Origin of the sequence: Thioalkalivibrio nitratireducens DSM 14787 (genome assembly GCF_000321415.2) — a bacterium.
GTDB classification, from domain to species: Bacteria; Pseudomonadota; Gammaproteobacteria; order Ectothiorhodospirales; family Ectothiorhodospiraceae; genus Thioalkalivibrio; species Thioalkalivibrio nitratireducens.
Window position 1 is genome coordinate 2,105,830 of record NC_019902.2, and the last position, 25,507, is coordinate 2,131,336.

Here is a 25,507-nt window from a genome sequence, read left to right on the forward strand (position 1 = left end):
TGTGACTGCCACCCACTTGTCCGGCGCACCGACCTATCGATCCCACATCACGTACGCTTGGGCATCGGCCGCGGCCTGGAGCAGCTGGATCAGCGGCAGAGCGCGGTTTGCGAGGCTGACCCGGCCCTCGTCGTCCTCCGCGTCCGGACGGGGCTCCGGCACGCTCCGGAGATGGTCCTCCTCGATCGAACGGCGCAATCGCTCCAGGGCTTCGGGCACGTCTTCCGCCGCGATCGCTCCGGGCACGGTCGGCATATGTCCCATCCGTTCGATCAGGGTCTGCGCCACATCGCCGAACATCGTGATGTCGGCATAGGCGGGCGTATGGAAGGTCAGCAGCATCGCAAAGCTCCCCTGGATCGGGCCTGCCCGAAGCATACCCGAATTGTCGCGGAGCCCGCTCGCCCGGCCCCGTTACCCGGTGCATTGGCAGTTGCAGGGGCTCCGGCAATGTCTCAAAGTCGGCGTCCAGACCCCGCCGATCGCGGCGGCGCGATTCTCGACCCGGAGAGCCACAACCGATGTCACCCGCCAGACGCCTGTTCCTGTTTGCCGCAACCGCCGCCCTTGCGGGGGGCTGCGCCGGCATGAGACCCGGTTACGAGCAACCGTCGGTGATGCTCGACTCGTTCCGGGCCTTGCCCTCCGAGGGCCTGTCGCCCCGATTTGCCATCGGCCTGCGGGTCGTCAACCCCAACCCCTCGCCGCTCCCGTTACGGGGGATGAGCTACAACGTTGAACTCGAAGGACACCGGCTGATCACGGGTGTCGCCGGGGATCTGTCGAGCGTGCCGGCTTACGGGGAATCGATCATCGAGGTCCAGGCGGGTATCGACCTGCTCAGCGGCGTGCGGCTGTTCAACGACCTGCTCAATGACCCTCGCCGCGACCGGTTCCGCTACAACCTGCGCGCGCGGCTCGACACCGGCGGCCTGTGGCGATTCCTGACGCTGGAGGAGGCCGGCGAGCTCTCGCTCGCTGCGCTGAGGCGCTGACCGGAAAACGGCGCCCGGTTCCCGGTCGTTTCCAGCCCCCTGGCGCCACACCTGCCGCCAGGGGGCTGGATGCAGGCAGGCCGTCAGCGCATGAACGGCATCATGATGCTCTCGGGGCGCGTGAACCGGTTCATGTCGTGCGCCATGCGGCTGATGTCCTGGCCGATCCGGCCCATGCTCTGATTCATGGCCCCCATGTTCTGGTTCATGTGGGTCATTTGTTGCGTCATTTCCGTCATGCTGTCGTTCATCTCGACGATGTTCGGTGTCATCAGCGCCATGTCCTTCTGAACCATATCCAACGAAGCCGTCATGCCGGTGATATTGCCGTCGAGGTTCGCGACGCTCGACTGCATCGCATGGATCACACCGACCAGGGTCGAGATCTCGCCGGTCATCGTCGCGATGTTCTGGGAGAGCTGCGCGATGTTCTCAGACATCGCGAGCATGTTCTCTTCCATTTGCGGGTCCACGGCGCGCGACATCCGGGCCATGTCTCCGGTCAGATTGTAGATCAGGTAGAAACCGGACAGCACCAGGACGCCTGTGATCAGCATCGACGGATATACCATCCGCTCCCATCGACGCACACTGCCTTCGAACGCGCGGAAAAAATTGCTGAGCGCGATCTCCAGCTTCACCATCGCCTTCTGCTCCGGCGACAGATTCTGGTATTCGGGAGAGAACGTGCGTGGATCTTTCTCAAACATCCCTGGATCGCCTCGAGATCGGTGTCGGTGCCGGTGACTACACGGGCGCTTCCCGGAAGTACCGAAGTGCCCTGACCGCGCTCCCGCGCGGCTTATCCGCAGCACACCTGACCCCCCGATACCCGGCGCGCGGGGGCATACGGGCGGCACGCCGCGCCTGGGGATCCCTGGGGCCTGCCTCGGCAATCTAGTCTCTTGGGTGCCCGTCCGTCAACGCACGCCCCGGCTCGCAGGGGCCGGCGCACACGGCAACAGCCTCCGCGCAACGTTGGCGATACGCTGCACCCGCCAACCTACCCGTGTACCGCATGCCCCGCGCCGGTGGTCGCCGCATATCGCCGCGGCCCGGGATCCATCACCCGGTACGCCCTGCCGGCCCTGGCAGATGGCGCACCCGCCGTTGGCGACAGCGCGAGCCGTTCCGGGGGCCGGCACCGAATGTGAACTCGCGCACATTACCCGCCAGGGCGTTCAGTGGTTGTTCAGATCACCGCGGATATTCTGGCCTCGACGACGGGAACAACGCTTCCCGAACGTCGCGGGGACCGGGATACCGGACCCGGAACGGCCGGAAGACTTCGCCCGGTGATGACGCAGAAACCCAGTGGGCGAATCACGACGGCGCAACTGCAACGCACCGTACCAACCAATGAGGATCGCCACATGAAAAACAACCCCAAGTTCCTGTCCCTGGCCATCGCGGCCACCCTTCTCGCATTCGGTGGTGCCGCATCGGCACAGACGAATTACAACACCACCATCCAGGAAGGCCATATCAACACCAACGATACCTACCAGGCGGGGCGTTACAACGACAACGCGACCTACCAGGAAGGCCGGGACAATGCCAACCGCACCCGCCAGCGCGGTACCGAGAACTGGAACCAGACCGGGCAGTTCGGCCGGTTCAATTACAACGAAACGCACCAGACCGGCCTTTCGAACCGCAGCAGCCTCACGCGCGGACGGGGCCGCAACTGAACCGTGCGCCGGCGCCCGACCGCGGGTGCCGGCATTTCTGCGAATACCACCGGAGACATCCAACGATGAAAGGCATTCTGATCCCGAGCGGGCTGGCCCTGCTGCTGGCCGCACCGATCGCATTCGGCGACGCCCCGCGCGAACGTACTCATGGACCCTGCTTCAACGTGACCATCCAGGGCGACCGGGTCAACGATGCCCGGGTACGGCAGGAGTGCGACATGACCTTCAGCCGCACCGTGCAGGCCGGGCAGCACAATTCGGTCGAAACCATCCAGAGGGGGCGCGTGAACGACAACAAGGTTCGCCAGTATCAGCACGACTGGGCCGGTTCCCGGCACCACCGGGCGGGGCGATAAACGCGGCAGCGACGCGGCCTGCCGGAAACGCGGGCCGCGTGCCGCCCACCGCACTGCCCTCGGATCCCGAGCCGAGTGCCCCCAGCCGTGGGGTGCACCCCGGGGTCCGGCACCCGGGAGCAATTTCGCACCCGTTCCCCTAACTTGAGGTACAACCGATGGAAAAGCCAACCGCCCGGAACAGCCTGACCCTGGTCCTGGTCCTGGCACTTCTTCCCGCCCTGCTCGCGACCGCGTCCGCTCGCGACAACGGTAACACCACCGTCCAAACGGGACAGGTCAATATCAACCGCACCGTGCAGTGCGGCGACACCAACGACAACGTGACCCACCAGGACGGCCGCATCAACATCAATCAGACCGTTCAGGGCGGATGCGGCGGCAAGGGCCATGCCTATGGCCGTTCCGGCGACACCCAGCGCGGGCACGCGGCTCAGCGCGCCGGGCGCTCCGCGGCTGCCGCCTCCCGGGCACACCGGTGAACCGGTCCACCCCCTGGCCCGTCGTCCGGCCGGCTGCACCGCCGTTGGCAGGCAGGCCAGTGCGCCCCCAGACCCGGCCGCAGTCGATGCACCGGCTTCGGGGCGGCATCGCCCAGACGACGGGCGCGGCCACTACGCACACGAGAGGAGATCCGATGAACAACCGAAACCAGGCCAGCGCACTCCTCAAACCGGCCCTCGTGATCGCCACGATGCTGGTGGCAGCCAGCGCGAATGCGGGTTGTGCCACGGCCGACGTGCATACGCCCGGCGGTTCGACGACGGTCATTCACCATGACGCCAGTCCGGGGTTCACCGAATCGCGCGTGATCCGTTATCGCGACGGGCATAAGGTCATCACCCGGGACGGGAACAACACCGACATCACGGTACAGCGCAGCACGGCGGGCGGCGCCTTCGGCGGCCACAACCGGTTCGACCGTGCTCCAGGAGACGGCCGTTTCCGCACCACCGAACCCGCCGACACCCGCGAGTCTTTCCGGCAACGCATGCTCGAGCGGTTGAGGCAGCATCCGGACCCATGACCGCAGCGACGGCGCCACTGCCGGGGGTGCAGTAGGCACCGGGGCGACCCGAACGCCGAGGGGCGGATGCCACTGCACTCTTCCGCGCCACGGGTCGGGGAAACGTGAACGTCGGATGGTTTCGCGCTCGGTCAGCATGCCCGGGGTTGCATTGCTGGGCTGCGCGATCCGTACGCCCCGGCGAATCGGTTGAATCCTGCTTCCGGAAGCGGCCCAAAAGGGGATACAGTGCATGGGGTATCGAAGCGCGGATCTGCGCAACTTCACCCGCAATGCTCAACACCGGCCGACCAAAGAAATTACGATGATCGGGAAGCGGCACCCGCAGACGTCAGTGAACCGGCAGCGCCGCACCCTGATCGCGGCCTCGACCGCGAGTCTGTTTCTTTCGGTCCTTCCGGCGGGCTGCGGGCGCCATGATCCGCTGACCATTGCTGCACACACCTGGATCGGCTACGAACCGATGTTCATGGCACGCGATATGGGATTCCTGCACGACGCCGGATTGTCGCTGGTCGAGACGGGATCGGCGACCGAGTCGATCGAGGCATTGGCGCACGGCAAGGTTCTCGGGGCCGCCCTGACCATCGACGAAGTCATCAGGGCGCGGGCGGACGGACTCCCGCTTACGGTCGTGCTGGTATTCAACGTATCCATCGGAGCCGACGCAGTACTCGCGCGGCCGGGCATCGAATCGCTGGCCGACCTGGCAGATAAGCGGATCGGGGTCGAGCGCTCGGCGCTCGGGGCGCTGATCCTCCACAAGCTGCTCGACGCGGCCGAGCTGCCGCGATCAGCGGTCGAGATCGTGCCCATCACCTACGACCAGCATCTCGAGGCTTGGCGCGCCGGCGAAATCGATGCGTTGATCACCTTCGAGCCCATCGTCAGCGAGCTGCGCGGGGAAGGGTTCACCGCGATCTTCGATAGCCGACAGATGCCGGACACCATCTTCGACGTGCTGGCCGTGCAGGAATCGCGGCTCTCGCGGGGGCAGCGCAGGGCATTGCGAGAACTGACCCGCGGCCATTTCGAGGCACTGACCCACCTGCGTCGCAACCGGGACGACGCGGCGTTCCGCATGGCCGCCCGGATGGGAGTTCCGGCGCGACACGTGCTGGACGGATTGCGCGGCCTCGAGTTGCCCAACCGGAACGCGAACGAACGCTATCTTTCGGGGCGCAACCCGCGCATCGCGCAGGCGGCCGCCACCCTCTCTGAGGTCATGTCCGAATCGGGGCTCCTGACCGAGCCCGCCGATCTGCAGGATCTGTTCACGGCCGCGTACCTTCCCCGGCATGAACGATAGACCGCGTGCGCCCCGGCCCTGGCTCGTCTTGCTGCTCCTGCTGGTCACGCCCCTGCCCGGATCCCACGCCGAGGAGACGCTGGTGCTTGGCATCTTCGCCTACCGGCCCGCGGAGGTCGTTGAACGTGCCTACGGACCGCTCGCGGAGTACCTGGACGAACAGCTCCCAAGGCACCGGTTCGAGATCCGCGTGCTCGACCGGGAGCGGCTGGACGAGGCAGTTCGGTTGCACCAGCTCGATCTGCTGTTGACCAACCCGGTCCACTACGAGCTGCTGCGGCAGTACCACTCGCTGGCCGGCGCGATCGCCACGGTGATCCGACTCCACCAGGGGGAGCCGGTGGCGTTGCTGGGCGGAACCGTGATCACGCTTCGCACCCGGGACGACATCACGAGCCTGCGCGACCTCCGGGACAAGACCGTAGCCATTCCTGGCACCGAGTTTCTAGGTGGTTATCAGGCCATTCAGCGCGAATTGATCGTGGAGGGCATGAAGATACCCGACACCTTTCTGGACGTGATCGAACTCACTGACCACGATCACGTAGTGCATGCGGTGCTTGCCGGTCGCGCCGACGCGGGGTTCCTTCGGAGCGGCGTGCTTGAGCGTCTTCAGGAGACGAATACGCCGGGAATCGACCGCTTGCACGTGCTCCGGCGCCAGGATCTTCCCGGATACCCGTTCCAGGTCTCGACACGACTGTATCCGGAATGGCCGCTCGTCGCGTTGCCACACCTCGACGAGCGACTGCTCACCGATATCAGCATCGCCCTGCTATCACTCCGGCCCGAACATCCGGCGGCCCAGGCGGCCGGCCTGTACGGCTTCAAGGTGCCCTCTGATTACCATGTGGTGGACGACCTGCTGCGCGAACTGGGACTGCCCCCCTACGACCGCCCTCCCACCATTACGCTGGAAGACCTTTGGCGGCAGCACCAACTGCTGCTGATGACCGGGGCGGCTGCGGCCGCGCTGGTGCTCGCGCTGCTGATGCTGGCCTGGATCCAGAACCTGCGGCTGCGCGAACAGCGCCGGCGCACCGAAGCCAGCGGCCGCCTGCTGCGCAAAATCACCGCGCAGATCCCGGGCATGGTCTATCAGTTTCAGATGCTGCCCGATGGAACCCCCCGTTTCCGCTATCTCAGCGCTGGTGCCCGGGCACTGTTCGGGCACGATACCGAGTCCGTGCGCGAGGACGCGGAGCAGGCGATCTCCCTGATCCACGCCGAGGATCGTGCGCAGTTCGTCGAATCCGTGCAGCGGTCGGCCCGGGATCTGACCGACTGGCGCGAGGAACTGCGCCTTCAGAACCCCGACCGGGGCCTGATCTGGGTCGAGACCCACTCGACGCCCGAACGCCTGCCGGACGGCAGCACGGTATGGCACGGGTACATGAGCGATGTCACGCAGCGAAGGGCCATTCAGGACGCGCTGCGCAGAAGCGAGGCGCTCCTACGCACCACCGGACACATCGCCGGGGTCGGCGGCTGGGAATTCGACCTCGCGAGCGAGACGCTGGTGTGGACCCCGGAAATGACCCGGATCCTTGGCCTCCCGGACGACCATCGGCCCACTCTCGACGAAACGACGCGCTATTGCCACCCGCAGAATCGTCCGGAACTGGAACGGCTGCTGCAGGACGCGATGACCCGCGGGCATTCCTACGATCGCGAATTCCGCTGGATCACCGCTAAAGGTGAAACGATCTGGGCACGCACGATCTGTGTCCCGGAACAGACAGCAGGCCGGGTGACCCGGCTCAACGGCGTATTCCAGGACATCACCGACCGCAAGGAAGCCGAAGACGCGCTGCGCCGCGCAGCCATGGTGTTCGAAAACACGCGCGACGGCGTAACCATCACGGATGCGCAAGGGAGCATCATCGCCGTGAATCAGGCGTTCACGCGAATCACGGGTTACCCGGCCTCCGAAGTACTCGGCAAGAGCCCGGGACTACTGAAGAGCGACCACCAGGACAACGCGTTCTACCGGGGGATATGGAGGCAGTTGACCGAAACGGGCCACTGCCAGGGAGAAGTCACGAACCGCCGCCGCAACGGCGAGATCTACCCGGTGCTGCTCACCATCGACGCGGTCCCGGGCACCGACGGTTCCCCGGAATTCTACGTGGGGGTGTTCACCGACCTGGCCGAATTGCGCGAGAGCCAGCGACGTGCGGATTACCTGGCCCACCATGACTCGCTGACCGGGCTCGCCAACCGGGTGCTGCTCGAGTCCAGGCTTACCGAGGTCACCGAGCGGATCCAGCAGCATGGCGGCCATGCCGCTGTGCTCCTAATCGACATCGACGGCTTCAAGCACGTGAATGACAGTCTCGGGCTGTCCATGGGCGACCGGCTGCTGGTGCGGATCGCCGAGCGGCTGGAAGCCCGGCTGCCCAGGGGCCACCACCTGGCACGCACCGGCGGCGACGAGTTCGTGATCCTGATGGAACGGACAGACCGGCCCGAGAATGCCGCTGCGATGGCGCGCGACACACTGGCCTGGATCCGGGAGCCGATGAGTCTGGATCACAGCCGCGAGGTTTTCATGACCGCCAGCATCGGTATCAGCCTGTGCCCGGAGGACGGAGTGGACCCCGAGGCCTTGCTGCGCAACGCCGACTCGGCGATGTTCAAGGCCAAGGAACTGGGCCGCAACACGTTCCAGTTCTACACCGAGGCGCTCACACACGCAGCCATCCACCGGCTGTCGCTGGAGACACGGCTGCGCCGCGCGGTACAGAACGACGAGTTCGTGCTGCACTACCAGCCCCAGGTGCGAATCTCGGATGGCCGTGTCGTCGGCGTGGAAGCCCTGCTGCGCTGGCAGGATCCCGACATCGGGCTCGTTTTCCCGGACGAGTTCATTCCTGTTGCGGAAGAAACGGGTCTGATCACCCGGATCGGGGAATGGGTGCTGCAGACCGCGTGCCGGCAGATGCAGGAATGGCTTTCCAACGGGCACGGCCCGGACACGGTAGCGGTGAACCTCTCGCCACGACAGATCCAGCTGAACGACACGCCGGCGCTGGTGGACGGCATCCTGCAGTCGACCGGCCTGGCAGGCCGGCACCTCGACCTGGAGATCACCGAGACGGCACTGATGGAACAAGGCCCGGACGCAGCCCGCATCCTGCACGACCTGAAGGCGCTCGGCGTCCGCATTTCGATCGACGACTTCGGCACCGGCTATTCCTCGCTCGCCTACCTGCAGCGGTTCCCGGTAGACGAGCTGAAGATCGACCAGAGCTTCGTGCAGAAAATACCCGATACGTCGGGTGCGGCTGAGATCGCCGCAACCATCATCGCGATGGGCCGCAGCCTGGGGCTGACGGTCGTCGCCGAGGGCGTTGAGACCGACGCGCAGCTCGAGTTCCTGCGCAATCACAACTGTGGCGTCTACCAGGGATACCTGGCAAGCCGGCCTGTCCCTGCCTTGGTGCTCCAGCAGTGGCTGACGGTCCGAACCGACTCCGCCATCGGCGACCCGACTGGCTGACATGGAACCGATGGCCCGACCGACAGACGGCAGGCGGACAAGGACGTACTCCCTGATGGTGCACGGGGGCGCAGGCTTGCTGAAACAGGCCGACGATCCACGGGTCGCCGCGGCCCTGCTCGAGGGCATCCGGGCCGCCCTCGAACACGGCCGAGGAATCCTCGCGCGCGGGGGGAGCGCGGTCGATACGGTCGAAGCCTGTGCCGCACACCTCGAGGACGATCCGCTGTTCAACGCTGGTCGCGGGTCGGCTCTGAACGAAGACGGCCGGGTGGAACTCGACGCCGGGATCATGGACGGTCGCACGCTCGCTGCAGGCGCCATCGCCGCGGTCCGTGGCGTTGCCAACCCGATCCGGCTCGCACGCCGGGTGATGGACGATGGCGAACACGTCCTGCTAGCTGGGGACGGCGCTCTGCGCTTCGCACAACGCTGCGGCATCCTGACCAGCCCCGAAGCGTACTTCATTACCGGTGAGCGCCTGCGGGAACTACAGCGGGCTCGGGTCCGCGGCCGTCGCGTCCCCGAACAGCCGCGGACCGAGGATCCATTTCCTCAGGGAACCATCGGCGCCATCGCACGCGACCAGCACGGCCATCTGGCGGCAGCGACGTCGACTGGGGGCACCGTGAACAAGCGACTGGGCCGGGTCGGGGACTCACCGATCGTCGGCGCCGGCGTCTATGCGGATAATGCCACCTGCGCGATTTCCGCGACCGGTCATGGCGAGGATCTCCTGCGCAGCCTGATCGCCGGATCCATCGCGGCCGCAATCGAGTTTCGTGGCCTCGAGGCCGCCACTGCCGTCGAATACGGCATCGCGCGGCTTGGCACCAAGTTCGCCGGCCAGGGGGGCGTGATCTGCGTCGACGCTCACGGCCGCTGCGCGGCTGGAACGACCACCCCGCGCATGATCCACGGCTGGATCGAGCACGGGGGCGACGCGGCATGTGCGCTGTGAGATCTGACGGGCGGGGTCATTCCCGGCATCGATCCCGCACCATCTAAAGTCTTTGCTGCTGTCTCCACTCGCGCCGTTTCTGATCGAGGTAGCGGTCGCGGTCCAGCTCGCGCAGTTGTTCCGGGTGCCGTTCACTCAGGTCGAACCAGCGTTCGAGGCGCGCCTGCAGACGCCGTGCTTGCGGCTCATGCCGGGTTTCCAGATAGGCTTTCAGACCGAGATGGAAACGCATCACGTTGCGCTCGATCATCCCGCGCAGGCCACGCACCGGCTCTCCGTCTTCGTCCAGGCTGAAACCGATGCGATGCCGCCCTCCGGTCGCGAAGTAAACCCTTAGCGCAAAGCGGGTCAGCGCCCCGATTTCCACCGAGTACCGGAACCGAACGAACGTCTCGTCCGCATCGATCGGAAACGCCTCGAGCTGCATCCGAAAGTTGCGGGTGCCATGGGGACCCCGGGCGCCACCGACCGATACTTCCAGGTAACCCTCATCGACACGAGTGGCTTCGAAAAGCAACTGCAGCGCCGCGGCCTCGTCGGGCGCTTCGAAAAACCGGCGACCGACGTAGAGATGCAGCGTCGATGCCCGGTCGACGCCCTCGTCGTGGGTACAGGCCTTGACGTTCGGATGCAGAAACGCAGTCTCACACCAACTCGCCGCCGAACCGAGCACGCCGGCAACCTCGTCGAAGCCGTAGGGCACCAGCGCATGGATCTTCCCAAGGATCTCCCGGTTGCCTTCGGTGGACTCGAGTTCGATGCGTCCGGGGAGCGGCGAGCGCTCGATGCGCTCGAGCATCTCCGCGTGCCGTGCCTGCGGCGCGAAGTCCTGCCCGAACACGGCCATCCCCGACAGTAGGGACACGGCCAGCAACAAGCTCGCCCACCGAAAAATGTTCCCCTTACGCTTCATCACAGCCGGACAGGCATTGGTACACTCCTCCCGCCACCACCAGCGGAGAAGGTGTCCGCCATACGAGCCAAAAATTCAATAGCTTGAAAGCGGATTTCTGATCGTTCCCACAACCGTTCCCACAAAGGAAAAACGCTTGGCGGGGCGGACCCCGGGGCTTCCCTGCTGGTATCCGGGGGCCACTGTATCGCCCCGGCTGCGAATTCTGAACCCCTATACTCAATATCCTCAAAATCCTCAAAACCCCTCTTGGGAAACTCGGGGTTTCCGGAAGCCCGGAACCAGCCCCCCACCCACGAAAAACCCCGGCACAGCGGTCTCACGGCAGTCTCAGAACGGTCTCATGGTCTCACGGCGGCCCGTCGGTCCCGGCCTGACGAAACGCACCGGAAACGGCACGGAATCCCAGCAGAACCATTACAATAATGGTGGACAGACCAAACAGACGGAGGCAGCCATGGGCGGCTCGATCGACAGCATGAGCGAAAGCATGGACCGCCGGCTGAAGAAGATCATGGGCCAGGTGGACCCTGCGGACTACGGCATCGACGTTGCCGAGGTAGACCGGCGCATCGACGCGGAACTCGCGAAGGTGAAGCAGCCGGCGCCGAAGAAGGATCCCAAGGCAGGCGCCGATGAATGAAGGCCTGATCCTTCGCGCACTCGCCTTCGCAGCCCACAAGCACCGCGACCAGCGGCGGAAGGATGCCGACGCCTCGCCTTACATCAACCACCCGATCGCGCTGGCCGATATTCTGGCCAACGAGGCCGGCGTCACTGACCCCGCGGTTCTCTGTGCCGCCATCCTGCACGATACGATCGAAGACACCGAAACCACCCTGGAAGAACTCGAGGACGCTTTCGGGCCGGAGATTGCGACCATCGTCGCCGAAGTGACCGACGACAAGACCCTGCCCAAGGACCAGCGGAAGCAATTGCAGGTGGAACACGCAGCCCATGCGTCTCCACGCGCGAAGCTGGTGAAGCTCGCCGACAAGATCGCGAACCTGCGGGATATTGCGGCCACCCCACCGGCCGACTGGTCCACCGAGCGCAAGCGCGAATACTTCGACTGGGCCAGGCAGGTCGTGGACCGCACACGGGACGCGAGCCCCGGGTTGGGACAGTTGTTCGACCAGGTACACCGCCTTCGGCCCTGACTGCCAGCCCCCGCTGGGTTATTCCGGCCGGTAGGCGCTCAGACCGGCAGCCGCCCGGCCGCCAGCGCTGCAAGCTGCTCGTCGGTCATCGAACTCAGATCCACCGGCATATCCAGCCCCCAGGCCTTGCGCTCGCCGTCCTGGATCAGCTTCAGGGTCTCGACGTGGATCTTCGCGGCCTTCAGGCCCTCGAAGGCGGCACGCTTCATGGCCAGCAGTAACTGCTGCCGCTCCATCGGATCCTTGATGTCCGCGGGAATCTGATCCCCGACGTTCTGGTGGCTCTCCTTCGCGGCCCGGGCCATCACCCGTGCGGCCTCGAGTTCGTCTCGGTGCCGGTCGATAATCACGGCCCGCCGACCGGCTTCCTCGTCCAGGGCAGCGGCCCTTTTTTCCGGGGTAGCCTCAGCCGGCACCCTGGCCACCCTGTCGGCCACCGCGCGGTAGATCGTGCCGGCCGTGGCCTGCTGCCAGCGCTCGCGTTTCGCACGCTTCTGGACCGCCGACCGGCTCACATCATGGCGAGCAGCGACCGCGTTGAGGGACATGCCCATCTCGTACTCGGCTCGGGCCGTTCCCCATTGGTCCAGGGTCAGTGCCGGCATGGTTCATCCTCCCTCACGTGCACCTTCACAGGATACTCGTTCGGCCACGATGATCTCGGCGGATTGCTCGGGGTTCTGAGCCTTGTTCTTCACGCAGGCAAGCCCAGCATGCCGGCCGTTCGGTAATGAGGCACCGCAGGAGCAGAGCGCGACATAACCACCCTCTCCCCGGGCGCCGCAGTCGGCACAGCGGGCAACGATGCTGCCGTCGGCCCGCTCGCCTTCCAGGACGCACCCCAGGCAGTACCGGCACACGTGGTCGGTGACGATCCAGCCTTCCGGGTCCGGCCGGTCATCAGCCATCGGCGGGCAGACTACCCGGTCCCGACAGCGTCCGGTCCAGGCACCAGGCCAGAGCCTGCGTGTCGCCCAGCTTCGCCTGCCGAATCATGGCGTCCACCAGTCCCGGCACCTCGGGCTCCAGGCGATCATGAACCGCCAGACGTGCCGTGCGCGCCAGGTTCCGCGGTCGGCCAGGCTTGCGTCCAGTAGGGGCGGCCATGTCACCGCACCCACTGCGCCAGACGCGGGTCCATGCGCCTGATACCGCCAGCATCCCGGTGGGCGGTCGCTGCTGCCATCAGCGCCAGCTCGAGCCTCTGGCAGGTCAGCGCCAGCGCGTGAATGCGAACCTCCTTGACCGCATTGGTCCAGCCGCGCTCCCACTCCATCAGCGCCTTCGTGATGAGTTCATCGCGGACTGGTGCTTCGGCTTCGACTCGCGCGATCAGATCCTCCAGCGCTTCGGCATCGGTCGCCAGCAGGTGTACCCGCTGGGCATCGTCGTCGCGCTCATCGCCGGCAGCCCGTCGCTGCCCGATCTCGGCACGCTCGGCCTTCAGGCGCTCCAGGCGATCGCGAAGCTCCCCGACCTTGTGTCGGTGCGCCTTGATCGCAGAATCCTCGGCTTGGGCCTTCTGTTGCGCCAGGAGCAGGTCCACCGCGCGCTCCGGCGGTACTTCGATCTCAGGCTTGGCGATCGCCAGCACCCGGTCCACGATCTCCTGGATCTCGGCGCTGGCCTCAGCAGCGCCCCGGACGGCATCCTGCGCGGCGGCTGCCGATTCCCGGTTCTCGACGGCTACCTGGTCCTCGAGCCGGTCCATCTCTTCGACGGCAAGGTCCAGGGTCGCACGGATCGCGGTCGTGTCCTCGCCAGCGGCGACGGCGGCGTCCAGTTCGGATTTCGCTCGGGCCACGCGCTCGCGGGCTTTCTCCAGCATGGTGTTTTGCATCTCGGTCTTTCCTCGGTTGACCGGGTTTCGGTTGATTCCGACCCGGTAGAGGAAGATTGTCATCACGACATATCAGCGCGTGACCAAGAGTGAACGATGGTTCACAATACGGTCCAATGGTCACGATCCAGACAACCAGCTCGTTCGATGCGTGGTTCGAGTCCCTGCGGGACCGGCAGGGCAAGGCCCGGATCGAAGCCCGGCTGCGGCGCGTAGAGATGGGTCACATGGGCGACGTGAAGGCGGTCGGCAAGGGCGTGCAGGAGATGCGGATCGACTGCGGACCCGGATACCGGATCTACTTCACCCAGCGGGGCATCGAGATCGTGATCTTATTGGCTGGTGGCGACAAGGATTCCCAGCGACGGGACATCCGCGCAGCCACCGAACTGGCCCGGCAGATTGGAGACTAACGACATGACCAACGTGACGCTGAAGCGCTGGGACGTGGTGGACCATCTCCGCACCGACGAAGAGATGGCGCTCTATCTCGACGCCTGCTTCGCTGAAGATCCAGGGGACGGGAGCCTGATCCGGGTCGCTCTCGGAGACATTGCCAGAGCACGCGGCATGACCCAACTGGCCCGGGATACCGGCATGGCTCGCGAGGGTCTGTACAAGGCGCTGTCCGCTGAAGGGAATCCGGAGTTCGCGACGATCATGAAGGTCGTGCGAGCCCTCCGGCTTCGGCTGCATGCCCACAGCGCGAGCGAAAACCGCGAGCCGAGCATCCTGGCGCAGTAGTCCTCCGGCCTCGATCGCCCCCGCGCTCGGCTCCTTGTCCTCTGTGCTCGCGGCCTGGATCTGCTGCATGAATTCCTCGCCGAACTTGGCGCGGATCTTCTCTACTGCGCGTTCCGGGTCTTGCGGCAGGTAGAGCTGGCGGGCGGCTTGGCGCTGGGATGCCTTCTGCTTGTGGTTACAATCAATTGATTGTGACACTCGCTGTTGGGTTACCCCGATAGCCTCCGCAATCTCCCTCTGCGTCGCCTCCGGGTTCTGCTCGCGCAACTCCTGAACCCTCGCCGCGATGTCGGCCTGCTTGGACTTCAGCGCCACCGGTCCGGGATGGCGTACTTTTCTTCAAGCGCCCGAGTGCAATCCTTGAGTGTGCGGTAGATCACGGTGCGGCGGAACTGCCATGCGTTTACTGGCGTTCTGATCTCTACGGCCGTCAGATTCCCCTTCTCATCAAGCACATCATGCGCCGATGGATCCTCTCCATTCTCACGATGGTATTGAAGCCAAAACGCAGGGCTCTGGAAGGGCATACACTCGCGATCTCGGTTTTCAGCGTGCCACGATTCCGACTCAGCCACATCGACCGCTTCCGTCGGTGGCTCGGCTACCGTCAGCTCTAACCCCAACTGATGAAGAGCGTTAAGACGCTGGGCACGCTGTCCGATTCGTACAATCTTGCAGGCCAGCATTCGGTTAGAGCCCGCAGATGCACGCTGCGAGTCGTAAAGGCCGCAGTCAAGTTCAACGAACTTGCGCCAATGGTATTGAATCTCATCAAATTCCCTCGCTTGCCTCTCACGCCAATCCTCCGGCGTGTTCAGGTATTCACGAGGATAACGAACGGCGTGATCTCGAGCTTGGGGGAGTAATCTTCTAAGTAGCTCTTCCTGGCTCGTATGCAGCGCGTGTACGCAATCTGAAAAATGGTAGCTGGACCTGGCGGGCGTGCACTGTGCTTTCGGGTCTTCGTAGATGACAAGCGATCGTGCAGTTTCGCCTTCAAGGGCCGTTCGCGTTTGGGCGTACACAACTCCGTGACCGGCAAGAATGATCGCCGCAATGAGCGGCAAGAGAACAAAGCCAGCCAGGACAAGCCGCAGTACACCCACCTTGAACATCAACGACACTCCACACCGTTCACGGACATCCTTGAGGCTAGACCACCCGGGCGCCGGCTTACCAGATCGAGTTCACGGCAGGACGAATGCGCCCCGGACGTGCCGGGGCTCAGATGGGAATGACGGACTGGTCAGCCAGACCCGAACGCGAAGTCGCTGAGATGGTAGGCGCCTTCGCCGACGCTGGTGTCCCGGACGCGGCCATCGACCTCGACCTCAACTTCCGGCGGCCCCTCCGGTTGCGGATGGACGTGCACCACCACATTGACCGGATCCGGGTTGTTGCGCTGGTAGGCGCTGAAGTGGCGGTTGAAGCGTTCCCGGTGCTCGGTAGGCTCGCGCCAGTAGTAGGCGCCTTCGTCCCGGAAGTTGCCGGGGCCGGCGTTGTAGGCCGCCAGGGCATCCTCCAGCGTGTGGATATACGGCTTGTCCCACAGGTGGCGCATGTACTTCCCGGCCGCCTCGATGGATGCATAGGGGTCGAACGGGTCGTTCAAGCCCATGTCCCGGGCGGTGCCCGGCATGAACTGCGCAATCCCTTGTGCCCCCGCATGGGAGACCGCGTTCGGATCGTGATTGCTCTCGGTACGGGTCAGCGCCCAGATCGTGCCCGAGGCAGGCTGTAATGGGCGTCCACGCGCTCCATCGCGGCCCGTGACGGGATTCCATCGGTCGAGCCGATCCCCGGCCCGACCGTGTGCAGGTCAGACCACGGGATGATCCCGGGGCCGATGCGTCCCAGCCCGGACAAGCCGAATCGTCTGGCGGCCTGTGATTCCGGGGTCTCCCGCTCATCGCCCGGGCCGATGCGCCCCAGCCAGGACAGATCATCCGACGGCTCTGGCTCGATGGGCTCTGGTTCGGGCAACTCCGGTTCAGGTCGGCGCCGGCGGAAGAACCAGAACGGGCCGCGGTTCTCCCAGCGCTCGCGTTCCTGTCTCAGTTCCTCCTGGCTCATGCTCGACCTAGGGGTCGGCAGCAAGGGCCGGGCCGCGTCATCGATGGCCTGTCCAACCCCTGCCCCAACCCTACCCCCACGGCGGAACCACGCGAGGTTTTCGTTGATCTTCTTGAGCTCGTCGATCAAGTCGTTCACTACACCCAGGCCGTCCGCGATGTAGCCCGTCAGGTTGGTAAGCAACGGGCGGGCGTCGCGCACCAGTTGCTCGAGCTGGTCGGAAAGGCGGGCAGTCTCGCTCTTCCACTTTGTGGATACGGTCGGGATAAGCCCTTCCTCGTCCGCCCTCCGGATGCGGTCGGCCACGTCCTCGACGTTCACCGGCCCGGCCGCACGCGCTTCCTCGATGATCTTCGCGATCTGCCCCAGGCCCGACGCGTCCATCTCGGACAGGTCGACGCCGGACTGCTCCAGCAGCGACTGCATGTTGCCCAGGCCCGACTGGCGCATCTGCTTGTCCACCGCCATCATGGCCTCAGCCTGCCGGCTGGACAGCCCGAAGAACCCGCCCAGCGCCGAGTACGACGCATACGGGTTGTTCAGGTTCGCGGCATCGCGCCGGAACTGGTCCATCACGATCTGCAGAAGGGTCCGGTTGTCGTCGCCACCGAAGGCCTGGCCCGGGGTGCCGAACGCGCCGTAGTCGCGCAGGTAGCGCTGCTTGTAGATGTCGCCGGTGACGCCGGACAGCGCCCGGTACATGAAGAACTCGCCAGCCTCACCGCCACCGATGTTGCGGATCCCGGTATCGGCCGCGGCCAGGATGCGCTCGCCGGCACCGCCCTTCAACGCGGTCTTGCCGGTCGCGGCCGATACGTCGAACATCGCCGAGTAGGCCTGCATGATCGCCCGCGTGTTGGGCGCCTCAAGCGTCGATTCCCAGATCCGGTCCGCCATCCGCGTCACCTGACCCAGGAGTTCATCGCCGCGGGCATACATTCCGGACCGGCCGATCATCTCGGCCAGCAGGGTTGCGAACTCGCGCCGGTCCTGGCGCTCGAACACGCCCGCGAACTGCAGGGTGCCGAACGAGCGCGTGGTTCCCTCGGCATTCATCCCCAGGCCGCGGGCCAGCGCCACCGAATCCTTGACGGCATCGGTGGCGCCTTCCACCTCGCCGGAGGCACGCGCGTAGCCCTCGGTCAGACGGGCGGCCTCGGCATTGGCCAGCCCGAATTGGGTCACCAGCCCGGTCACGCTGTCGCGCAGTTCGTCGAAGGTGCGCCCCAGCTCGTCGAAGCGCATCAGGGTATCGGTGGCATCGCTGGTCTGGTCGGCCTCACGCAGGCCTCGCATCAGGCTGGCGACAAGGCCACCGCCCATTGCGATAGGCAGCGCCGTGCGTGCGAGCGTCCCCAGCGAACCACCCATCGGTGCCGCGAAATCGCCCCCGCCCGGTGGACGCTGGCCGCCATCGCCACCGTAGGCATGCCCGGATCCCTGCACCAGCCGATGCAGCGCCTTGTCCCGCTGCTGCTGCTCCGGAAACGCCCGCCCCCAGTCCACCGCCCACGGATCGCGACCCGCCTGGCCCGAATCGCGCAGGCCACGCGTGAACTGGCTTCCAGGCGAGATCCGCTGTAGCGCGAGCATGCTGGAACGCAGCCGGCTCATATCGCGCTCGAGATCCTTCAGCTCCGGGTGCGACAGGTCCATCTCGGAGAAGGCCTTGCCTTCCTGTCCAGCACGCTGGATGGCGCGCTGGATGTCCTGCATCGCACGCAGGACGCTGCTGGGATCGGCGCTGAATCGAACGTCACTCACGGGCCACCTCCTGAGCCGCGGTTACGCTGCGGAAACGGTATCACAGGGCGCGCGCATGAAGCGCTCGGGCGCGGCATCGGAGTCGTCCTCGCCAACGCAGCGGATGTTGATCTCGCCCAGGCGCCGGGCCGCGGTCTCGATCAGCGATAGCAGGGCATCGACTTCGGCATCGGTCATCGGGGTGGCGTCGTTGTCGTGGCGGTCGGACAGATCCCGGCGCAACATCCCCGCGGCCGTGCGGATCGTGGCGGGAACGTCGCGCAGTTCGTCCCGGTGGGCCAGCGCGCGGCTGGCGATGATGTCCGGCTGGTCGATCAGGCGGGTTGTCGTGCTGGTATTGTGGTCGGTGCTCATCGTGGTTTCCTCGGTTGGCTGTGGTGAGTCGCCCCGTCTGTCAGGCTCATGAGATGGGGCGTTTTTCTTGCTTCGATCGCGTGCGCAGCGCCTTCAATTCGCCGCGCAGTTCGGCGGCTTCCTGTGCGATCGCCTCGCGGGCTTGCCTCTCGGCTTCCAGGACCTCCCGGAGCCGGTCCCGGTCGGTGCGGGCTTCGCGAAGATCCTCGCCCAGAGTGTCGGCACGGGTCCGGACTTGCACGAGTTCCCCGCGCAGGGTGGTCATGTCGCCGCTGGCTTCGGCCCGGGCGGCCTGTTCTCGCTCCAGGGCCTCGCGCAGCCGGGCAACCTCGGCACGGGCTTCCTGCAGGGCCTCGGCCTGTCCCTCGGCACGCAGCCGGGTTTCCGCTGCCTGGATGCGGGCAGACTCGGCGGCTTCGCGCTCCCGGACCACTTCGGCCTTGAGCGCCATGATTTCCTCGGCCAGCCCCTCGGCGTTCAGTTGTGCGGTATCCCGCTCGGCACGCATCGCGGCCAGCGCCTCGGTCAGGTCGGCCACCTCGGATTCCAGCGCCTCCCCCGCCCGTGCAAGCTCGTCTGCCCGAGCCTGCGCCTGCTCCAGCCGGGATTCCGCTTCGGCCTTGGCTTCGGCCGTCTGGCGCTCGATCTCGCGCAGGATCGCGGCCTGGATGGCTTCGGGTAGCTCCGTGGGCCGTTTCGGTGCCGGTCGCGTGTCTTGCCAGGCGGTCAGGTGCCGGTGAATCGTGTTCGGCGATCCCGTGCCGAGCCGGTCCCGGACGCGGGCAATGGTCACGTTCTCGCCGGCAGCCGCCAGGGCTTCGGCGGCTTCGGCAACCTGTGCGTAGGTGATCCCTGGGCGGGCCATGGGTGTCTCTCCCGGTTCGTATCGTATCGTATTGCTTCACGTAATATGATATACGATACACTACGAAACGCAACCGAAACCGGGCCGAAAGGGGAAAAAGAACCCGGCACATGGCCGGGCAAGTCTGGCAGGAGGCGAACGAGAATTCGGGTCAGCGGCGCAGGACCGTCAGGACCGGGGCCGTGTGGTTCAGTGCCGTCTCGGCACGCATGACATCAAGGGGATTCACGTCGGGCCGCTGCAGCATCTCGCCCAGGGCGCGGCGCTGGGCTGCGTGCGCCTTCATCAGCGTGTCCTGCTGGCGCTGATGATCGCGAACCGTGCGCAGCAGCCCTTCCAGGTGCCTGGGACCGTGGATGCGGGCCATCAGTGCGCCTCGCGCTCACGCGGCGTGGCTGCGGCCCCAGCCATGCGAGCACCAGCAGCGACCAGCGGTGCAACCTTCGTCATGACTGCGGACTCGCGCTGATTCAGCGCCGTCTCCTTCATCATCACGTCCAGCGGTTGCATGCGTCCGGCCTCGAAGTCCGCCTTCATCTGCTGGCGCTCTCGGCGGATCTGCTCAAGCTGGCGCTGGCGATCGTCGCCATAGTCGCGCAGCTTTCGGCCCGAGTCCGTGAACTGCCGGCTCGGTGGTCGGCGGTCGGGAAGATCAGGGAGCCCGGCAGCCTTGCCGAAGTCGGAAATCAGGCGGTCGAGTTCCGCGTAGGGATCGGTGTTCAGCATGTCTCGGTCCTCGGTTGTGGCGCCCGTCGGCACCGTGGTACGTCGTACAGGTTCATGGTCGCATCACGACGCGCGGCGGCGTTCCGCAAGCTGTGCGCGGCGCTCGGCGAGCGTTTCCCGGGCCAGCACCTCGGCCCAGGCAGGATCGTGGTCGAAGCGATCGGCACGGCGGCGCAGGTCGGCGAGTTCTTCGGCCAGGCGTTTGCGGTACTCCCGGCGCTGTCTCCGCGTGGGTTCCGGCTCCGGTGTGATCTCCGCAATTCGCACGGCAATCCGGGCCAACCGCGCTTGCGCGACATCGCCCGCGGGACCGAGGGACCGGATTTGCCGGGCTTCGCGCTCTAGTTCGCGACGTTCCTCGAGTTCCCGGCGCTGCCGGCGGGCAAGGGGCAACAGGGATTTCGCCAATTCCTCCTGGATGCGCGCCCCGGTCCACACGATCGGTGCCCGGCGGGCCGGGGTATTCAGGGTGCGCAGCGCCTTCGCTACGCGGCTTTCGTGGTTCATGTCTCGTGTCTCCCTTGGTCATGCAGCCCGACGGCGGCGCCGGGGCTTTCGTTTCGGTCCGAACTCGCCGATCAGCTTGTCCACGCAGCTCCAGTCCTCGGACGGCGCCCGGCGGACCATGCGAACCACCAGCCGACCATCAAGCATGCGGGCCTCGGCGACCGCGGCATCGGCTTGCAGCAGTTTCAGCAGGGCGCTCACTGGTCGCCCCCGCTGGCCTGCTTTCCCTGCCACTCCAGGAACGCGCGCAGTTCATCGTCGCTCAGCGCCAGGTACGCTTCCTTCGCGGCCTCGATCGACCCCGCGCTCGGCTCCTTGTCCTCGGTGATCGCGGCCTGGATCTCAGGCGCCTGGAACACGCGCAGCAGTGCCCCGGACTGCGGATTCTGCCGAGTCCACCGGGATGCTCTTGGTAGGCTTCCGGAACCCGGCCTCGATCGCCGCAGCGTTGGCGGTCAGTTCGCCGGCTTCCACCTTGCCCAGCAGTTCGGGGTTATCGCGGGCCAGGCGGCGGAGGGTGTAGGTCTGGTCATTGCCGCGAGATAAACGGGTTACATTGTCACCCGTTTTATTCCCCCTTCCCGGTCCTGCCTTGCCTTCCGCTACCGGGTTCGCAGGCAACGGATTCTCCGCAGCCTCCCGGACCTTCGTCGCGATGTCGGCCTGCTTGGACTGCACCAGCCGGGCCTTCTTGCCGGGGTCGTGCTCGGCGATGTACTCGCGCAGGAATGAGCCCAGGGAGAAGATGTGCCCAAGGTAGCTGTCGGCCCACTCGAAGAAGTCGGCGGCGCAGGTCCATGTCACCGGCAAATACCCGGGCAATTCCGTTTCCTCGCCCGGTTGGTGCCACTCCACGGATGGGAGTGTCTTGGTCACCAGCCGGGTGTATTCCTCGAGATCCATCACCCGGCGGGACATCGCGACATACGTCCAGCGCAGTAGCGCTTCAATCGGCGTGATGTCGCCATCCTCAAGCGCGATCCGCCAGGTGTTGTAACTACGAGGGTCACGCTGCGACATCGGTTGCCCTCCCCGTTTCCCGCACCAGCGCAGCGAACGCAGGCAGCGTCACGGCCGCTGTCCAGTCGATCCCGGGCCACGGTCCTAGCCCCGGTCGCACGTCCTCCAGGAGCACCAGGACACGCCAGGGCGCGCGATCCTCCCTCCAGGCTAGGGCAAGGACGTAGACCGGCGGATTCCGCCTGAGCCTCAGCCTGCGTCCACCACGCGGCGAGCAGAGAGGGTGTCGCCCGCTTGTACCGCTTCACCTCGACAGCGCAGGGACCGACGCCAGCCAGATCGTGCCCGCCATCCCGTGTCTGGGACAGGTTCCGAGCGATCCCCGGCCCAAGCTCGGCCTCGAGCAACCGGCGCAGTTCGCGTTCACCCGAAGCCCCTTTCGTGCGGCTTGCTGCTCCCATCACTGACCCTCCTTGCTCGTTGCGGCCGGCTGGAAGTCCTCGGGCATCTCCCAACTCGTGTCTTTGGGCGTTCTCGGCGGCTCCGCCCGGCGGAATCCACCGGCTCGTCGGGGCTTTCGGCCCGGTTTCGGGCGGTACAGGTCGCGTTGCTGTGTCATGGTCATCACTCCTTCGGCTTCGGTTTGCGGCGCGGTCGCAGGCGGAACGGGTTTCTCCGGAACGGGGACCATCCCGGGCGCGCGCAGGCAGGCGGGCCGGGTCGATCGCGATCGGGGTTCATGCGGTCGCCCTCCGCTTGCCGGACGGCCGCGCCGATCTCGCGGTCAGCACCGCGTCCGGGATCAGCGTCCAGGACTCCCGCAGGCTGCCGTCCCGGCCGGTGTAGCGCCCCCGGGTCATGCGCCCTTGGGCTGTGACCATCTCGCCCTTGGCGGCCCGGTCCAGGGCCTCGGCGGCAGCCCCGAAGGCCAGCAGCGATACCCACACCGGTTCCTCGGCGTTGTGCGGGGTCACGTCGATAGCCACCGACGCGCGAACCATCGGCTTGCCGGTCTTGGTCTCGCCCGCCACGGGATCGGCGCCCAGGCGGCCATGCACGGATGCGTAGATCATCGCGTCACCCCCCGCAGCCATGCGTTCGCGGCGTATCGGCCAGCATTCGACTTGCGGATTTCCACCGGCTCAGCGTCGGCAGCCTCGCGCCAGCGGCGGGCATATTCGGCCAGCAGGGCGTCCCGGTCGCGTCGAAACCGAGTGCGGGCATCGACGAACTTCCAGTCCTCGCGCAGCAGCGGCAGTCCGTCCAGCGGGCCGACATCGCGCTCTGTGCGGGCAGCCGGTGCAGGGGGCGGCGCGGGCTGGGTCTTCCGTTCCCGGGCCAGCCGCTCGGCGACGGCGACGGCGAAGGCGCGCAAGAACCGCGGATGGCAATGGGGCTCGTAGCCCTCCGCCCAGTCGGCGGCGCCTTCCTCGCCGAATGCCTCCAGCAGCTCAGAAAGCGTGACCGGCAGCCCCTCGGCGGCTCGGGCCAGGGCGATCCGGAGTTCTGTCAGAGTGCGCTTGGGACCGGCCCGCGACTCGGTGGACGACGGTGGCACTGGCTGCCCAGGTGTCGCACCAGTCGCAAGTGTCGCTGTCGCAGACTGGCCCGGGGCCAGGCGCGTGATTTCCCGTGGCCTATCCTCAATATCCTCAATATCCTCAAAACCCCCAGTGGCGCGTTCGCGACCGCCATCGGGGCGGAGGTTTTGAGGGTTTTGAGCGTTTTGAGCATAGGGGGTTAGATTTCGCTCTCCGCCGTCCGTCCTCAGGTATGCGCGCCAGGTCATCGCCAGCCCTCCGCGATGTCCGGCCGCACCTCGATCACCGTAGACGGCCTGCCGCCGCCGGGTTGGGCGCGATCGACCGTGCGGACATAGCCCCGTTCCTCGAGTGGCTCGATCGCCTCGGCGAAATGGCGCGCACGCGGGAACGTCCCGCGGAGCGCCTGGTGGGCGTCGCGCATCGTGACGCGCGCATGCCGGCCCCGCTCGATCCAGTCCCATACCTTTCGGGCCGCGGCGATGCTGGGATCGGCACCCATCAGATCCAGCGCAGCCAGGCTATGCACGGCGACCGTCGCGACGATCTCCAGCGCGGCAGTCATGGTCAGCGCACTGATCTCCGCGTCCCACGGCTTCCCGCGGGCGTACTCGGTCGCATGCAGCACCGCTGCGATCCGTGCCGCTTGCCCCGGGGCTTTCCCGGCCCAGTCCGTGGCGTGCTCGAACTCACCCCCCGGGCGCATGTCGGCCTCGATCCCGCGTGCGAACTCCAGCCACGCGGCACGGGCATCCGGCGACAGGCGCAGCAGGTATCGCCGCTCTCGTCCGTCGTCATCCGACAGTGCGGGCCAGTCCAGCATCGCCCGTACGCCAGCAGCATAGGCGTCCCGGGTGCCGTCCTGCAGCGGCGCAGGGGTCAGCGTGCGGTACCCCAGCGGGGACGGTGGCAGCAGGTACAGGATGCGCCCGAGCAGCCCGCGACCGCGGAAACCGGGCATCGTCGCCAGCCCGCGCAGCATGTCGGGCTGCGGAGACAGCCCCAGCGTCAGGGCCGGGGCAGTCAGGTAGACAGGCGGACGGCTGCCGCGGTCCACGCGCTCGGCGTCCCCGCTCCACGCCTTCAGGACCATGTCGAGGTTCGGGATGCCATTCGAGTAGCGGCCAGCCAGCAGATCGAAGATGCCTCCCTCCGACGACAGCCATGCCATGCACTCCCCATGATCGGCGAGCAGCACCCCCATGCGCTCCGGGGTTGCGTCCGATGTCCACAGTTGCGGCGGTCGGGGGATCTCGGGCATTGCTGCCTCGATGTCGGACGCCTCATCAGCGGCACCCATGTCACCCTTTTTCGCGGCGCGGGCGCGCAGTTCCTTCACTCGGGCCTGCATCGTTGCGACCGTGGACGTGGTGCGCCGGATCTCCGGCTCGATGTCCCGGGCTGCATCCCGCTCCCAGGCCAGCAGCGGCGCAGTCGCCGCCGACTGGACGGCCGACTTGCGGTTTCCGGGCGGCAGGGCGACCGCGACCCAGAGGTTGGCGGGCTCGATGTGGCCCGGCTGAACCAGCACCCGCAAACGGCGCGCGGCAGCCGCGGAGCAGGTCGCCAGTATCAGCCCGATGGCCAGCTCCGGCGGCGTCTCGGTCGATGCGGCCAGCTCAGCCGCGAATGCCCCGGCCCAGCCCGGCAGTACGTCCGGTGCCAGGCGCGGTAGTCGTGGCGTGTCCAGCGGGATCAGGTCCGGCCACGGCTCGGGCTCCGGCCGCACTCGCGCAATCTCGATCGTCGGAGCGGGGCTATGCGGCATGGGCCACCTCCTGCGCCACGTACAGCGCCCCGGTCGTCGCATCGAGCACGCGATCAGTGTCGTCGCGGATCAGCGCCTCGATCAGCCCACGCACCTGGTCGCCGTCGGTCGGACCGGCGCGGACCAGCAGTACCGGGTCGTGCCCGGCGCAGGGGCGCCAGTCAAACGCCCGCGGATCTTCGCCGGTCGGACAAACGAGCGCCACGAGCCGACTCCCCGCACGCTCCCGCGCCCAGCGCCACGCTCCGGGGCCGATCGCGACCCACGCGGTCGCTGATGGATCGGCCCGCAGCCGGTCGGCGTGCCGTCGCAGGTAGGGCGGCAGGCGGCCGCGCGGCGGACGTAGCATCCCGGTACCTGATTATCACGGAACCTCCGCAGCGAGCACGACAGCGTTCCGTCTCGGTGGTCATTGCGAGCGTCGCTTGTCACTCCTGCCCGTAGCGCA

The 25,507-nt window shown here is 66.5% G+C and carries 34 protein-coding genes; 12 read left to right on the forward strand and 22 right to left on the reverse strand.

Features of this window, described 5'->3' with window-relative positions; translation table 11 throughout:
- Positions 1-33: 33 nt before the first annotated feature.
- Entirely contained in the window at positions 34-342 is a 309-nt protein-coding gene (locus TVNIR_RS09740) for a DUF1840 domain-containing protein (protein WP_015258857.1), read from the reverse strand.
- Positions 343-521: 179 nt separating this feature from the next.
- On the opposite strand from TVNIR_RS09740, the gene TVNIR_RS09745 reads away from it, so the two are divergent.
- Positions 522-995: an LEA/WHy family protein gene (locus tag TVNIR_RS09745; protein WP_015258858.1), complete on the forward strand. Its 474-nt coding sequence runs from the start codon at positions 522-524 to the stop codon at positions 993-995.
- Positions 996-1,078: 83 nt separating this feature from the next.
- On the opposite strand, the gene TVNIR_RS09750 is transcribed toward TVNIR_RS09745, so the two are convergent.
- Positions 1,079-1,639, reverse strand: coding sequence for a hypothetical protein (locus TVNIR_RS09750; RefSeq protein ID WP_157092251.1), 561 nt, complete (start codon positions 1,637-1,639; stop codon positions 1,079-1,081).
- A gap of 729 nt (positions 1,640-2,368) precedes the next feature.
- Between TVNIR_RS09750 and TVNIR_RS09755 the strand changes: the two genes are divergently transcribed.
- The 7 genes from TVNIR_RS09755 to TVNIR_RS09785 all read left to right on the forward strand — a co-directional run bounded on the left by TVNIR_RS09755 (position 2,369) and on the right by TVNIR_RS09785 (position 9,844).
- Entirely contained in the window at positions 2,369-2,686 is a 318-nt protein-coding gene (locus tag TVNIR_RS09755) for a hypothetical protein (RefSeq protein WP_015258860.1), read from the forward strand.
- Between the two features lie 65 nt (positions 2,687-2,751).
- A complete protein-coding gene (locus TVNIR_RS09760) occupies positions 2,752-3,045 on the forward strand; it encodes a hypothetical protein (protein WP_015258861.1) in 294 nt (97 codons plus the stop codon).
- A gap of 158 nt (positions 3,046-3,203) precedes the next feature.
- Positions 3,204-3,527, forward strand: coding sequence for a hypothetical protein (locus TVNIR_RS09765; protein WP_015258862.1), 324 nt, complete (start codon positions 3,204-3,206; stop codon positions 3,525-3,527).
- 155 nt (positions 3,528-3,682) lie between these two features.
- Positions 3,683-4,072: a hypothetical protein gene (locus tag TVNIR_RS09770; protein ID WP_015258863.1), complete on the forward strand. Its 390-nt coding sequence runs from the start codon at positions 3,683-3,685 to the stop codon at positions 4,070-4,072.
- 304 nt (positions 4,073-4,376) lie between these two features.
- Positions 4,377-5,381, forward strand: a complete 1,005-nt coding sequence (locus TVNIR_RS09775; protein ID WP_043740508.1) for an ABC transporter substrate-binding protein — start codon at positions 4,377-4,379, stop codon at positions 5,379-5,381.
- Positions 5,371-8,883, forward strand: a complete 3,513-nt coding sequence (locus tag TVNIR_RS09780; RefSeq protein ID WP_083499427.1) for an EAL domain-containing protein — start codon at positions 5,371-5,373, stop codon at positions 8,881-8,883. Before TVNIR_RS09775 ends, TVNIR_RS09780 begins: the two co-directional genes overlap by 11 nt.
- A gap of 10 nt (positions 8,884-8,893) precedes the next feature.
- Positions 8,894-9,844 (forward strand): isoaspartyl peptidase/L-asparaginase family protein, encoded by a 951-nt coding sequence (locus TVNIR_RS09785; protein ID WP_043740511.1) that lies wholly within the window; start codon positions 8,894-8,896, stop codon positions 9,842-9,844.
- Between the two features lie 43 nt (positions 9,845-9,887).
- On the opposite strand, the gene TVNIR_RS09790 is transcribed toward TVNIR_RS09785, so the two are convergent.
- The gene (locus tag TVNIR_RS09790; RefSeq protein WP_237251622.1) at positions 9,888-10,709 is read right to left on the reverse strand and encodes a hypothetical protein; all 822 of its coding nucleotides are present in this window, start codon (positions 10,707-10,709) and stop codon (positions 9,888-9,890) included.
- Positions 10,710-11,214: 505 nt separating this feature from the next.
- Between TVNIR_RS09790 and TVNIR_RS09795 the strand changes: the two genes are divergently transcribed.
- Positions 11,215-11,400, forward strand: coding sequence for a hypothetical protein (locus TVNIR_RS09795; protein WP_015258868.1), 186 nt, complete (start codon positions 11,215-11,217; stop codon positions 11,398-11,400).
- The gene (locus TVNIR_RS09800) at positions 11,393-11,917 is read left to right on the forward strand and encodes an HD domain-containing protein (RefSeq protein WP_015258869.1); all 525 of its coding nucleotides are present in this window, start codon (positions 11,393-11,395) and stop codon (positions 11,915-11,917) included. Before TVNIR_RS09795 ends, TVNIR_RS09800 begins: the two co-directional genes overlap by 8 nt.
- Positions 11,918-11,955: 38 nt before the next feature.
- Here the strand turns inward: TVNIR_RS09800 and TVNIR_RS09805 are convergent, their stop codons facing one another.
- Genes TVNIR_RS09805 through TVNIR_RS09815 form a run of 4 tightly spaced genes read right to left on the reverse strand, consistent with a single transcriptional unit; the run spans position 11,956 to position 13,757 of the window.
- Complete coding sequence (locus TVNIR_RS09805; RefSeq protein ID WP_015258870.1) at positions 11,956-12,522, reverse strand: hypothetical protein; 567 nt, start codon at positions 12,520-12,522, stop codon at positions 11,956-11,958.
- A gap of 3 nt (positions 12,523-12,525) precedes the next feature.
- A complete protein-coding gene (locus tag TVNIR_RS19045; protein WP_015258871.1) occupies positions 12,526-12,825 on the reverse strand; it encodes a hypothetical protein in 300 nt (99 codons plus the stop codon).
- Positions 12,818-13,024 (reverse strand): hypothetical protein, encoded by a 207-nt coding sequence (locus TVNIR_RS09810; RefSeq protein WP_043739580.1) that lies wholly within the window; start codon positions 13,022-13,024, stop codon positions 12,818-12,820. Before TVNIR_RS09810 ends, TVNIR_RS19045 begins: the two co-directional genes overlap by 8 nt.
- A gap of 1 nt (position 13,025) precedes the next feature.
- Positions 13,026-13,757, reverse strand: a complete 732-nt coding sequence (locus TVNIR_RS09815; protein ID WP_083499529.1) for a hypothetical protein — start codon at positions 13,755-13,757, stop codon at positions 13,026-13,028.
- A gap of 116 nt (positions 13,758-13,873) precedes the next feature.
- Here TVNIR_RS09815 and TVNIR_RS09820 point away from each other — a divergent pair, with 116 nt between their 5' ends.
- Together TVNIR_RS09820 and TVNIR_RS09825 are read left to right on the forward strand one after the other, a co-directional pair.
- Positions 13,874-14,170, forward strand: a complete 297-nt coding sequence (locus TVNIR_RS09820; protein ID WP_015258874.1) for a type II toxin-antitoxin system RelE/ParE family toxin — start codon at positions 13,874-13,876, stop codon at positions 14,168-14,170.
- A 4-nt stretch (positions 14,171-14,174) separates the two neighbouring features.
- Positions 14,175-14,501: an addiction module antidote protein gene (locus TVNIR_RS09825; protein ID WP_015258875.1), complete on the forward strand. Its 327-nt coding sequence runs from the start codon at positions 14,175-14,177 to the stop codon at positions 14,499-14,501.
- 305 nt (positions 14,502-14,806) lie between these two features.
- On the opposite strand, the gene TVNIR_RS09830 is transcribed toward TVNIR_RS09825, so the two are convergent.
- The 15 genes from TVNIR_RS09830 to TVNIR_RS09895 all read right to left on the reverse strand — a co-directional run bounded on the left by TVNIR_RS09830 (position 14,807) and on the right by TVNIR_RS09895 (position 25,408).
- Positions 14,807-15,616: a hypothetical protein gene (locus TVNIR_RS09830; protein ID WP_043739582.1), complete on the reverse strand. Its 810-nt coding sequence runs from the start codon at positions 15,614-15,616 to the stop codon at positions 14,807-14,809.
- A gap of 131 nt (positions 15,617-15,747) precedes the next feature.
- Positions 15,748-16,221, reverse strand: a complete 474-nt coding sequence (locus TVNIR_RS20700) for a lytic transglycosylase domain-containing protein (protein WP_335338131.1) — start codon at positions 16,219-16,221, stop codon at positions 15,748-15,750.
- Positions 16,209-18,338, reverse strand: coding sequence for a hypothetical protein (locus TVNIR_RS09840; RefSeq protein ID WP_015258878.1), 2,130 nt, complete (start codon positions 18,336-18,338; stop codon positions 16,209-16,211). Before TVNIR_RS09840 ends, TVNIR_RS20700 begins: the two co-directional genes overlap by 13 nt.
- 21 nt (positions 18,339-18,359) lie before the next feature.
- Complete coding sequence (locus TVNIR_RS09845) at positions 18,360-18,692, reverse strand: hypothetical protein (RefSeq protein WP_015258879.1); 333 nt, start codon at positions 18,690-18,692, stop codon at positions 18,360-18,362.
- Positions 18,693-18,738: 46 nt separating this feature from the next.
- On the reverse strand, positions 18,739-19,557 hold the full coding sequence (locus TVNIR_RS09850) for a DNA-binding protein (RefSeq protein ID WP_015258880.1): 819 nt from the start codon (positions 19,555-19,557) through the stop codon (positions 18,739-18,741).
- Positions 19,558-19,708: 151 nt separating this feature from the next.
- Positions 19,709-19,924, reverse strand: a complete 216-nt coding sequence (locus tag TVNIR_RS09855; protein WP_015258881.1) for a hypothetical protein — start codon at positions 19,922-19,924, stop codon at positions 19,709-19,711.
- Entirely contained in the window at positions 19,924-20,283 is a 360-nt protein-coding gene (locus tag TVNIR_RS09860) for a hypothetical protein (RefSeq protein ID WP_015258882.1), read from the reverse strand. The genes TVNIR_RS09855 and TVNIR_RS09860 overlap by 1 nt, the downstream gene beginning before the upstream one ends.
- Positions 20,284-20,346: 63 nt before the next feature.
- Positions 20,347-20,790 carry a hypothetical protein gene (locus tag TVNIR_RS09865; protein ID WP_015258883.1) on the reverse strand — a complete coding sequence of 148 codons (444 nt, stop codon included), beginning with the start codon at positions 20,788-20,790 and terminating at the stop codon, positions 20,347-20,349.
- Positions 20,791-20,808: 18 nt separating this feature from the next.
- Positions 20,809-20,991 (reverse strand): hypothetical protein, encoded by a 183-nt coding sequence (locus TVNIR_RS09870; RefSeq protein WP_015258884.1) that lies wholly within the window; start codon positions 20,989-20,991, stop codon positions 20,809-20,811.
- The gene (locus TVNIR_RS19785; RefSeq protein ID WP_015258885.1) at positions 20,988-21,149 is read right to left on the reverse strand and encodes a hypothetical protein; all 162 of its coding nucleotides are present in this window, start codon (positions 21,147-21,149) and stop codon (positions 20,988-20,990) included. Before TVNIR_RS19785 ends, TVNIR_RS09870 begins: the two co-directional genes overlap by 4 nt.
- Positions 21,133-21,810: a hypothetical protein gene (locus TVNIR_RS09875; protein ID WP_015258886.1), complete on the reverse strand. Its 678-nt coding sequence runs from the start codon at positions 21,808-21,810 to the stop codon at positions 21,133-21,135. The genes TVNIR_RS19785 and TVNIR_RS09875 overlap by 17 nt, the downstream gene beginning before the upstream one ends.
- Positions 21,811-22,487: 677 nt before the next feature.
- Positions 22,488-22,823, reverse strand: a complete 336-nt coding sequence (locus tag TVNIR_RS09880; RefSeq protein WP_157092253.1) for a single-stranded DNA-binding protein — start codon at positions 22,821-22,823, stop codon at positions 22,488-22,490.
- A complete protein-coding gene (locus TVNIR_RS09885; protein ID WP_015258888.1) occupies positions 22,820-23,308 on the reverse strand; it encodes a hypothetical protein in 489 nt (162 codons plus the stop codon). The genes TVNIR_RS09880 and TVNIR_RS09885 overlap by 4 nt, the downstream gene beginning before the upstream one ends.
- 227 nt (positions 23,309-23,535) lie before the next feature.
- Positions 23,536-25,059: a YfjI family protein gene (locus TVNIR_RS09890; protein WP_015258889.1), complete on the reverse strand. Its 1,524-nt coding sequence runs from the start codon at positions 25,057-25,059 to the stop codon at positions 23,536-23,538.
- Positions 25,049-25,408, reverse strand: a complete 360-nt coding sequence (locus tag TVNIR_RS09895) for a hypothetical protein (protein WP_043739584.1) — start codon at positions 25,406-25,408, stop codon at positions 25,049-25,051. The genes TVNIR_RS09890 and TVNIR_RS09895 overlap by 11 nt, the downstream gene beginning before the upstream one ends.
- Positions 25,409-25,507: the final 99 nt, after the last annotated feature.

Coding starts and splice junctions, on each gene's coding strand:
- TVNIR_RS09740 (WP_015258857.1), bottom strand. CDS start 342: ATGCTGCTGACCTTCCATACGCCCGCCTATGCCGACATCACGATGTTC.
- TVNIR_RS09745 (WP_015258858.1), top strand. CDS start 522: ATGTCACCCGCCAGACGCCTGTTCCTGTTTGCCGCAACCGCCGCCCTT.
- TVNIR_RS09750 (WP_157092251.1), bottom strand. CDS start 1,639: ATGGTGAAGCTGGAGATCGCGCTCAGCAATTTTTTCCGCGCGTTCGAA.
- TVNIR_RS09755 (WP_015258860.1), top strand. CDS start 2,369: ATGAAAAACAACCCCAAGTTCCTGTCCCTGGCCATCGCGGCCACCCTT.
- TVNIR_RS09760 (WP_015258861.1), top strand. CDS start 2,752: ATGAAAGGCATTCTGATCCCGAGCGGGCTGGCCCTGCTGCTGGCCGCA.
- TVNIR_RS09765 (WP_015258862.1), top strand. CDS start 3,204: ATGGAAAAGCCAACCGCCCGGAACAGCCTGACCCTGGTCCTGGTCCTG.
- TVNIR_RS09770 (WP_015258863.1), top strand. CDS start 3,683: ATGAACAACCGAAACCAGGCCAGCGCACTCCTCAAACCGGCCCTCGTG.
- TVNIR_RS09775 (WP_043740508.1), top strand. CDS start 4,377: ATGATCGGGAAGCGGCACCCGCAGACGTCAGTGAACCGGCAGCGCCGC.
- TVNIR_RS09780 (WP_083499427.1), top strand. CDS start 5,371: ATGAACGATAGACCGCGTGCGCCCCGGCCCTGGCTCGTCTTGCTGCTC.
- TVNIR_RS09785 (WP_043740511.1), top strand. CDS start 8,894: ATGGCCCGACCGACAGACGGCAGGCGGACAAGGACGTACTCCCTGATG.
- TVNIR_RS09795 (WP_015258868.1), top strand. CDS start 11,215: ATGGGCGGCTCGATCGACAGCATGAGCGAAAGCATGGACCGCCGGCTG.
- TVNIR_RS09800 (WP_015258869.1), top strand. CDS start 11,393: ATGAATGAAGGCCTGATCCTTCGCGCACTCGCCTTCGCAGCCCACAAG.
- TVNIR_RS09805 (WP_015258870.1), bottom strand. CDS start 12,522: ATGCCGGCACTGACCCTGGACCAATGGGGAACGGCCCGAGCCGAGTAC.
- TVNIR_RS19045 (WP_015258871.1), bottom strand. CDS start 12,825: ATGGCTGATGACCGGCCGGACCCGGAAGGCTGGATCGTCACCGACCAC.
- TVNIR_RS09810 (WP_043739580.1), bottom strand. CDS start 13,024: ATGGCCGCCCCTACTGGACGCAAGCCTGGCCGACCGCGGAACCTGGCG.
- TVNIR_RS09815 (WP_083499529.1), bottom strand. CDS start 13,757: ATGCAAAACACCATGCTGGAGAAAGCCCGCGAGCGCGTGGCCCGAGCG.
- TVNIR_RS09820 (WP_015258874.1), top strand. CDS start 13,874: ATGGTCACGATCCAGACAACCAGCTCGTTCGATGCGTGGTTCGAGTCC.
- TVNIR_RS09825 (WP_015258875.1), top strand. CDS start 14,175: ATGACCAACGTGACGCTGAAGCGCTGGGACGTGGTGGACCATCTCCGC.
- TVNIR_RS09830 (WP_043739582.1), bottom strand. CDS start 15,616: ATGTTCAAGGTGGGTGTACTGCGGCTTGTCCTGGCTGGCTTTGTTCTC.
- TVNIR_RS09845 (WP_015258879.1), bottom strand. CDS start 18,692: ATGAGCACCGACCACAATACCAGCACGACAACCCGCCTGATCGACCAG.
- TVNIR_RS09850 (WP_015258880.1), bottom strand. CDS start 19,557: ATGGCCCGCCCAGGGATCACCTACGCACAGGTTGCCGAAGCCGCCGAA.
- TVNIR_RS09855 (WP_015258881.1), bottom strand. CDS start 19,924: ATGGCCCGCATCCACGGTCCCAGGCACCTGGAAGGGCTGCTGCGCACG.
- TVNIR_RS09860 (WP_015258882.1), bottom strand. CDS start 20,283: ATGCTGAACACCGATCCCTACGCGGAACTCGACCGCCTGATTTCCGAC.
- TVNIR_RS09865 (WP_015258883.1), bottom strand. CDS start 20,790: ATGAACCACGAAAGCCGCGTAGCGAAGGCGCTGCGCACCCTGAATACC.
- TVNIR_RS09875 (WP_015258886.1), bottom strand. CDS start 21,810: ATGTCGCAGCGTGACCCTCGTAGTTACAACACCTGGCGGATCGCGCTT.
- TVNIR_RS09880 (WP_157092253.1), bottom strand. CDS start 22,823: ATGATCTACGCATCCGTGCATGGCCGCCTGGGCGCCGATCCCGTGGCG.
- TVNIR_RS09890 (WP_015258889.1), bottom strand. CDS start 25,059: ATGCCGCATAGCCCCGCTCCGACGATCGAGATTGCGCGAGTGCGGCCG.
- TVNIR_RS09895 (WP_043739584.1), bottom strand. CDS start 25,408: ATGCTACGTCCGCCGCGCGGCCGCCTGCCGCCCTACCTGCGACGGCAC.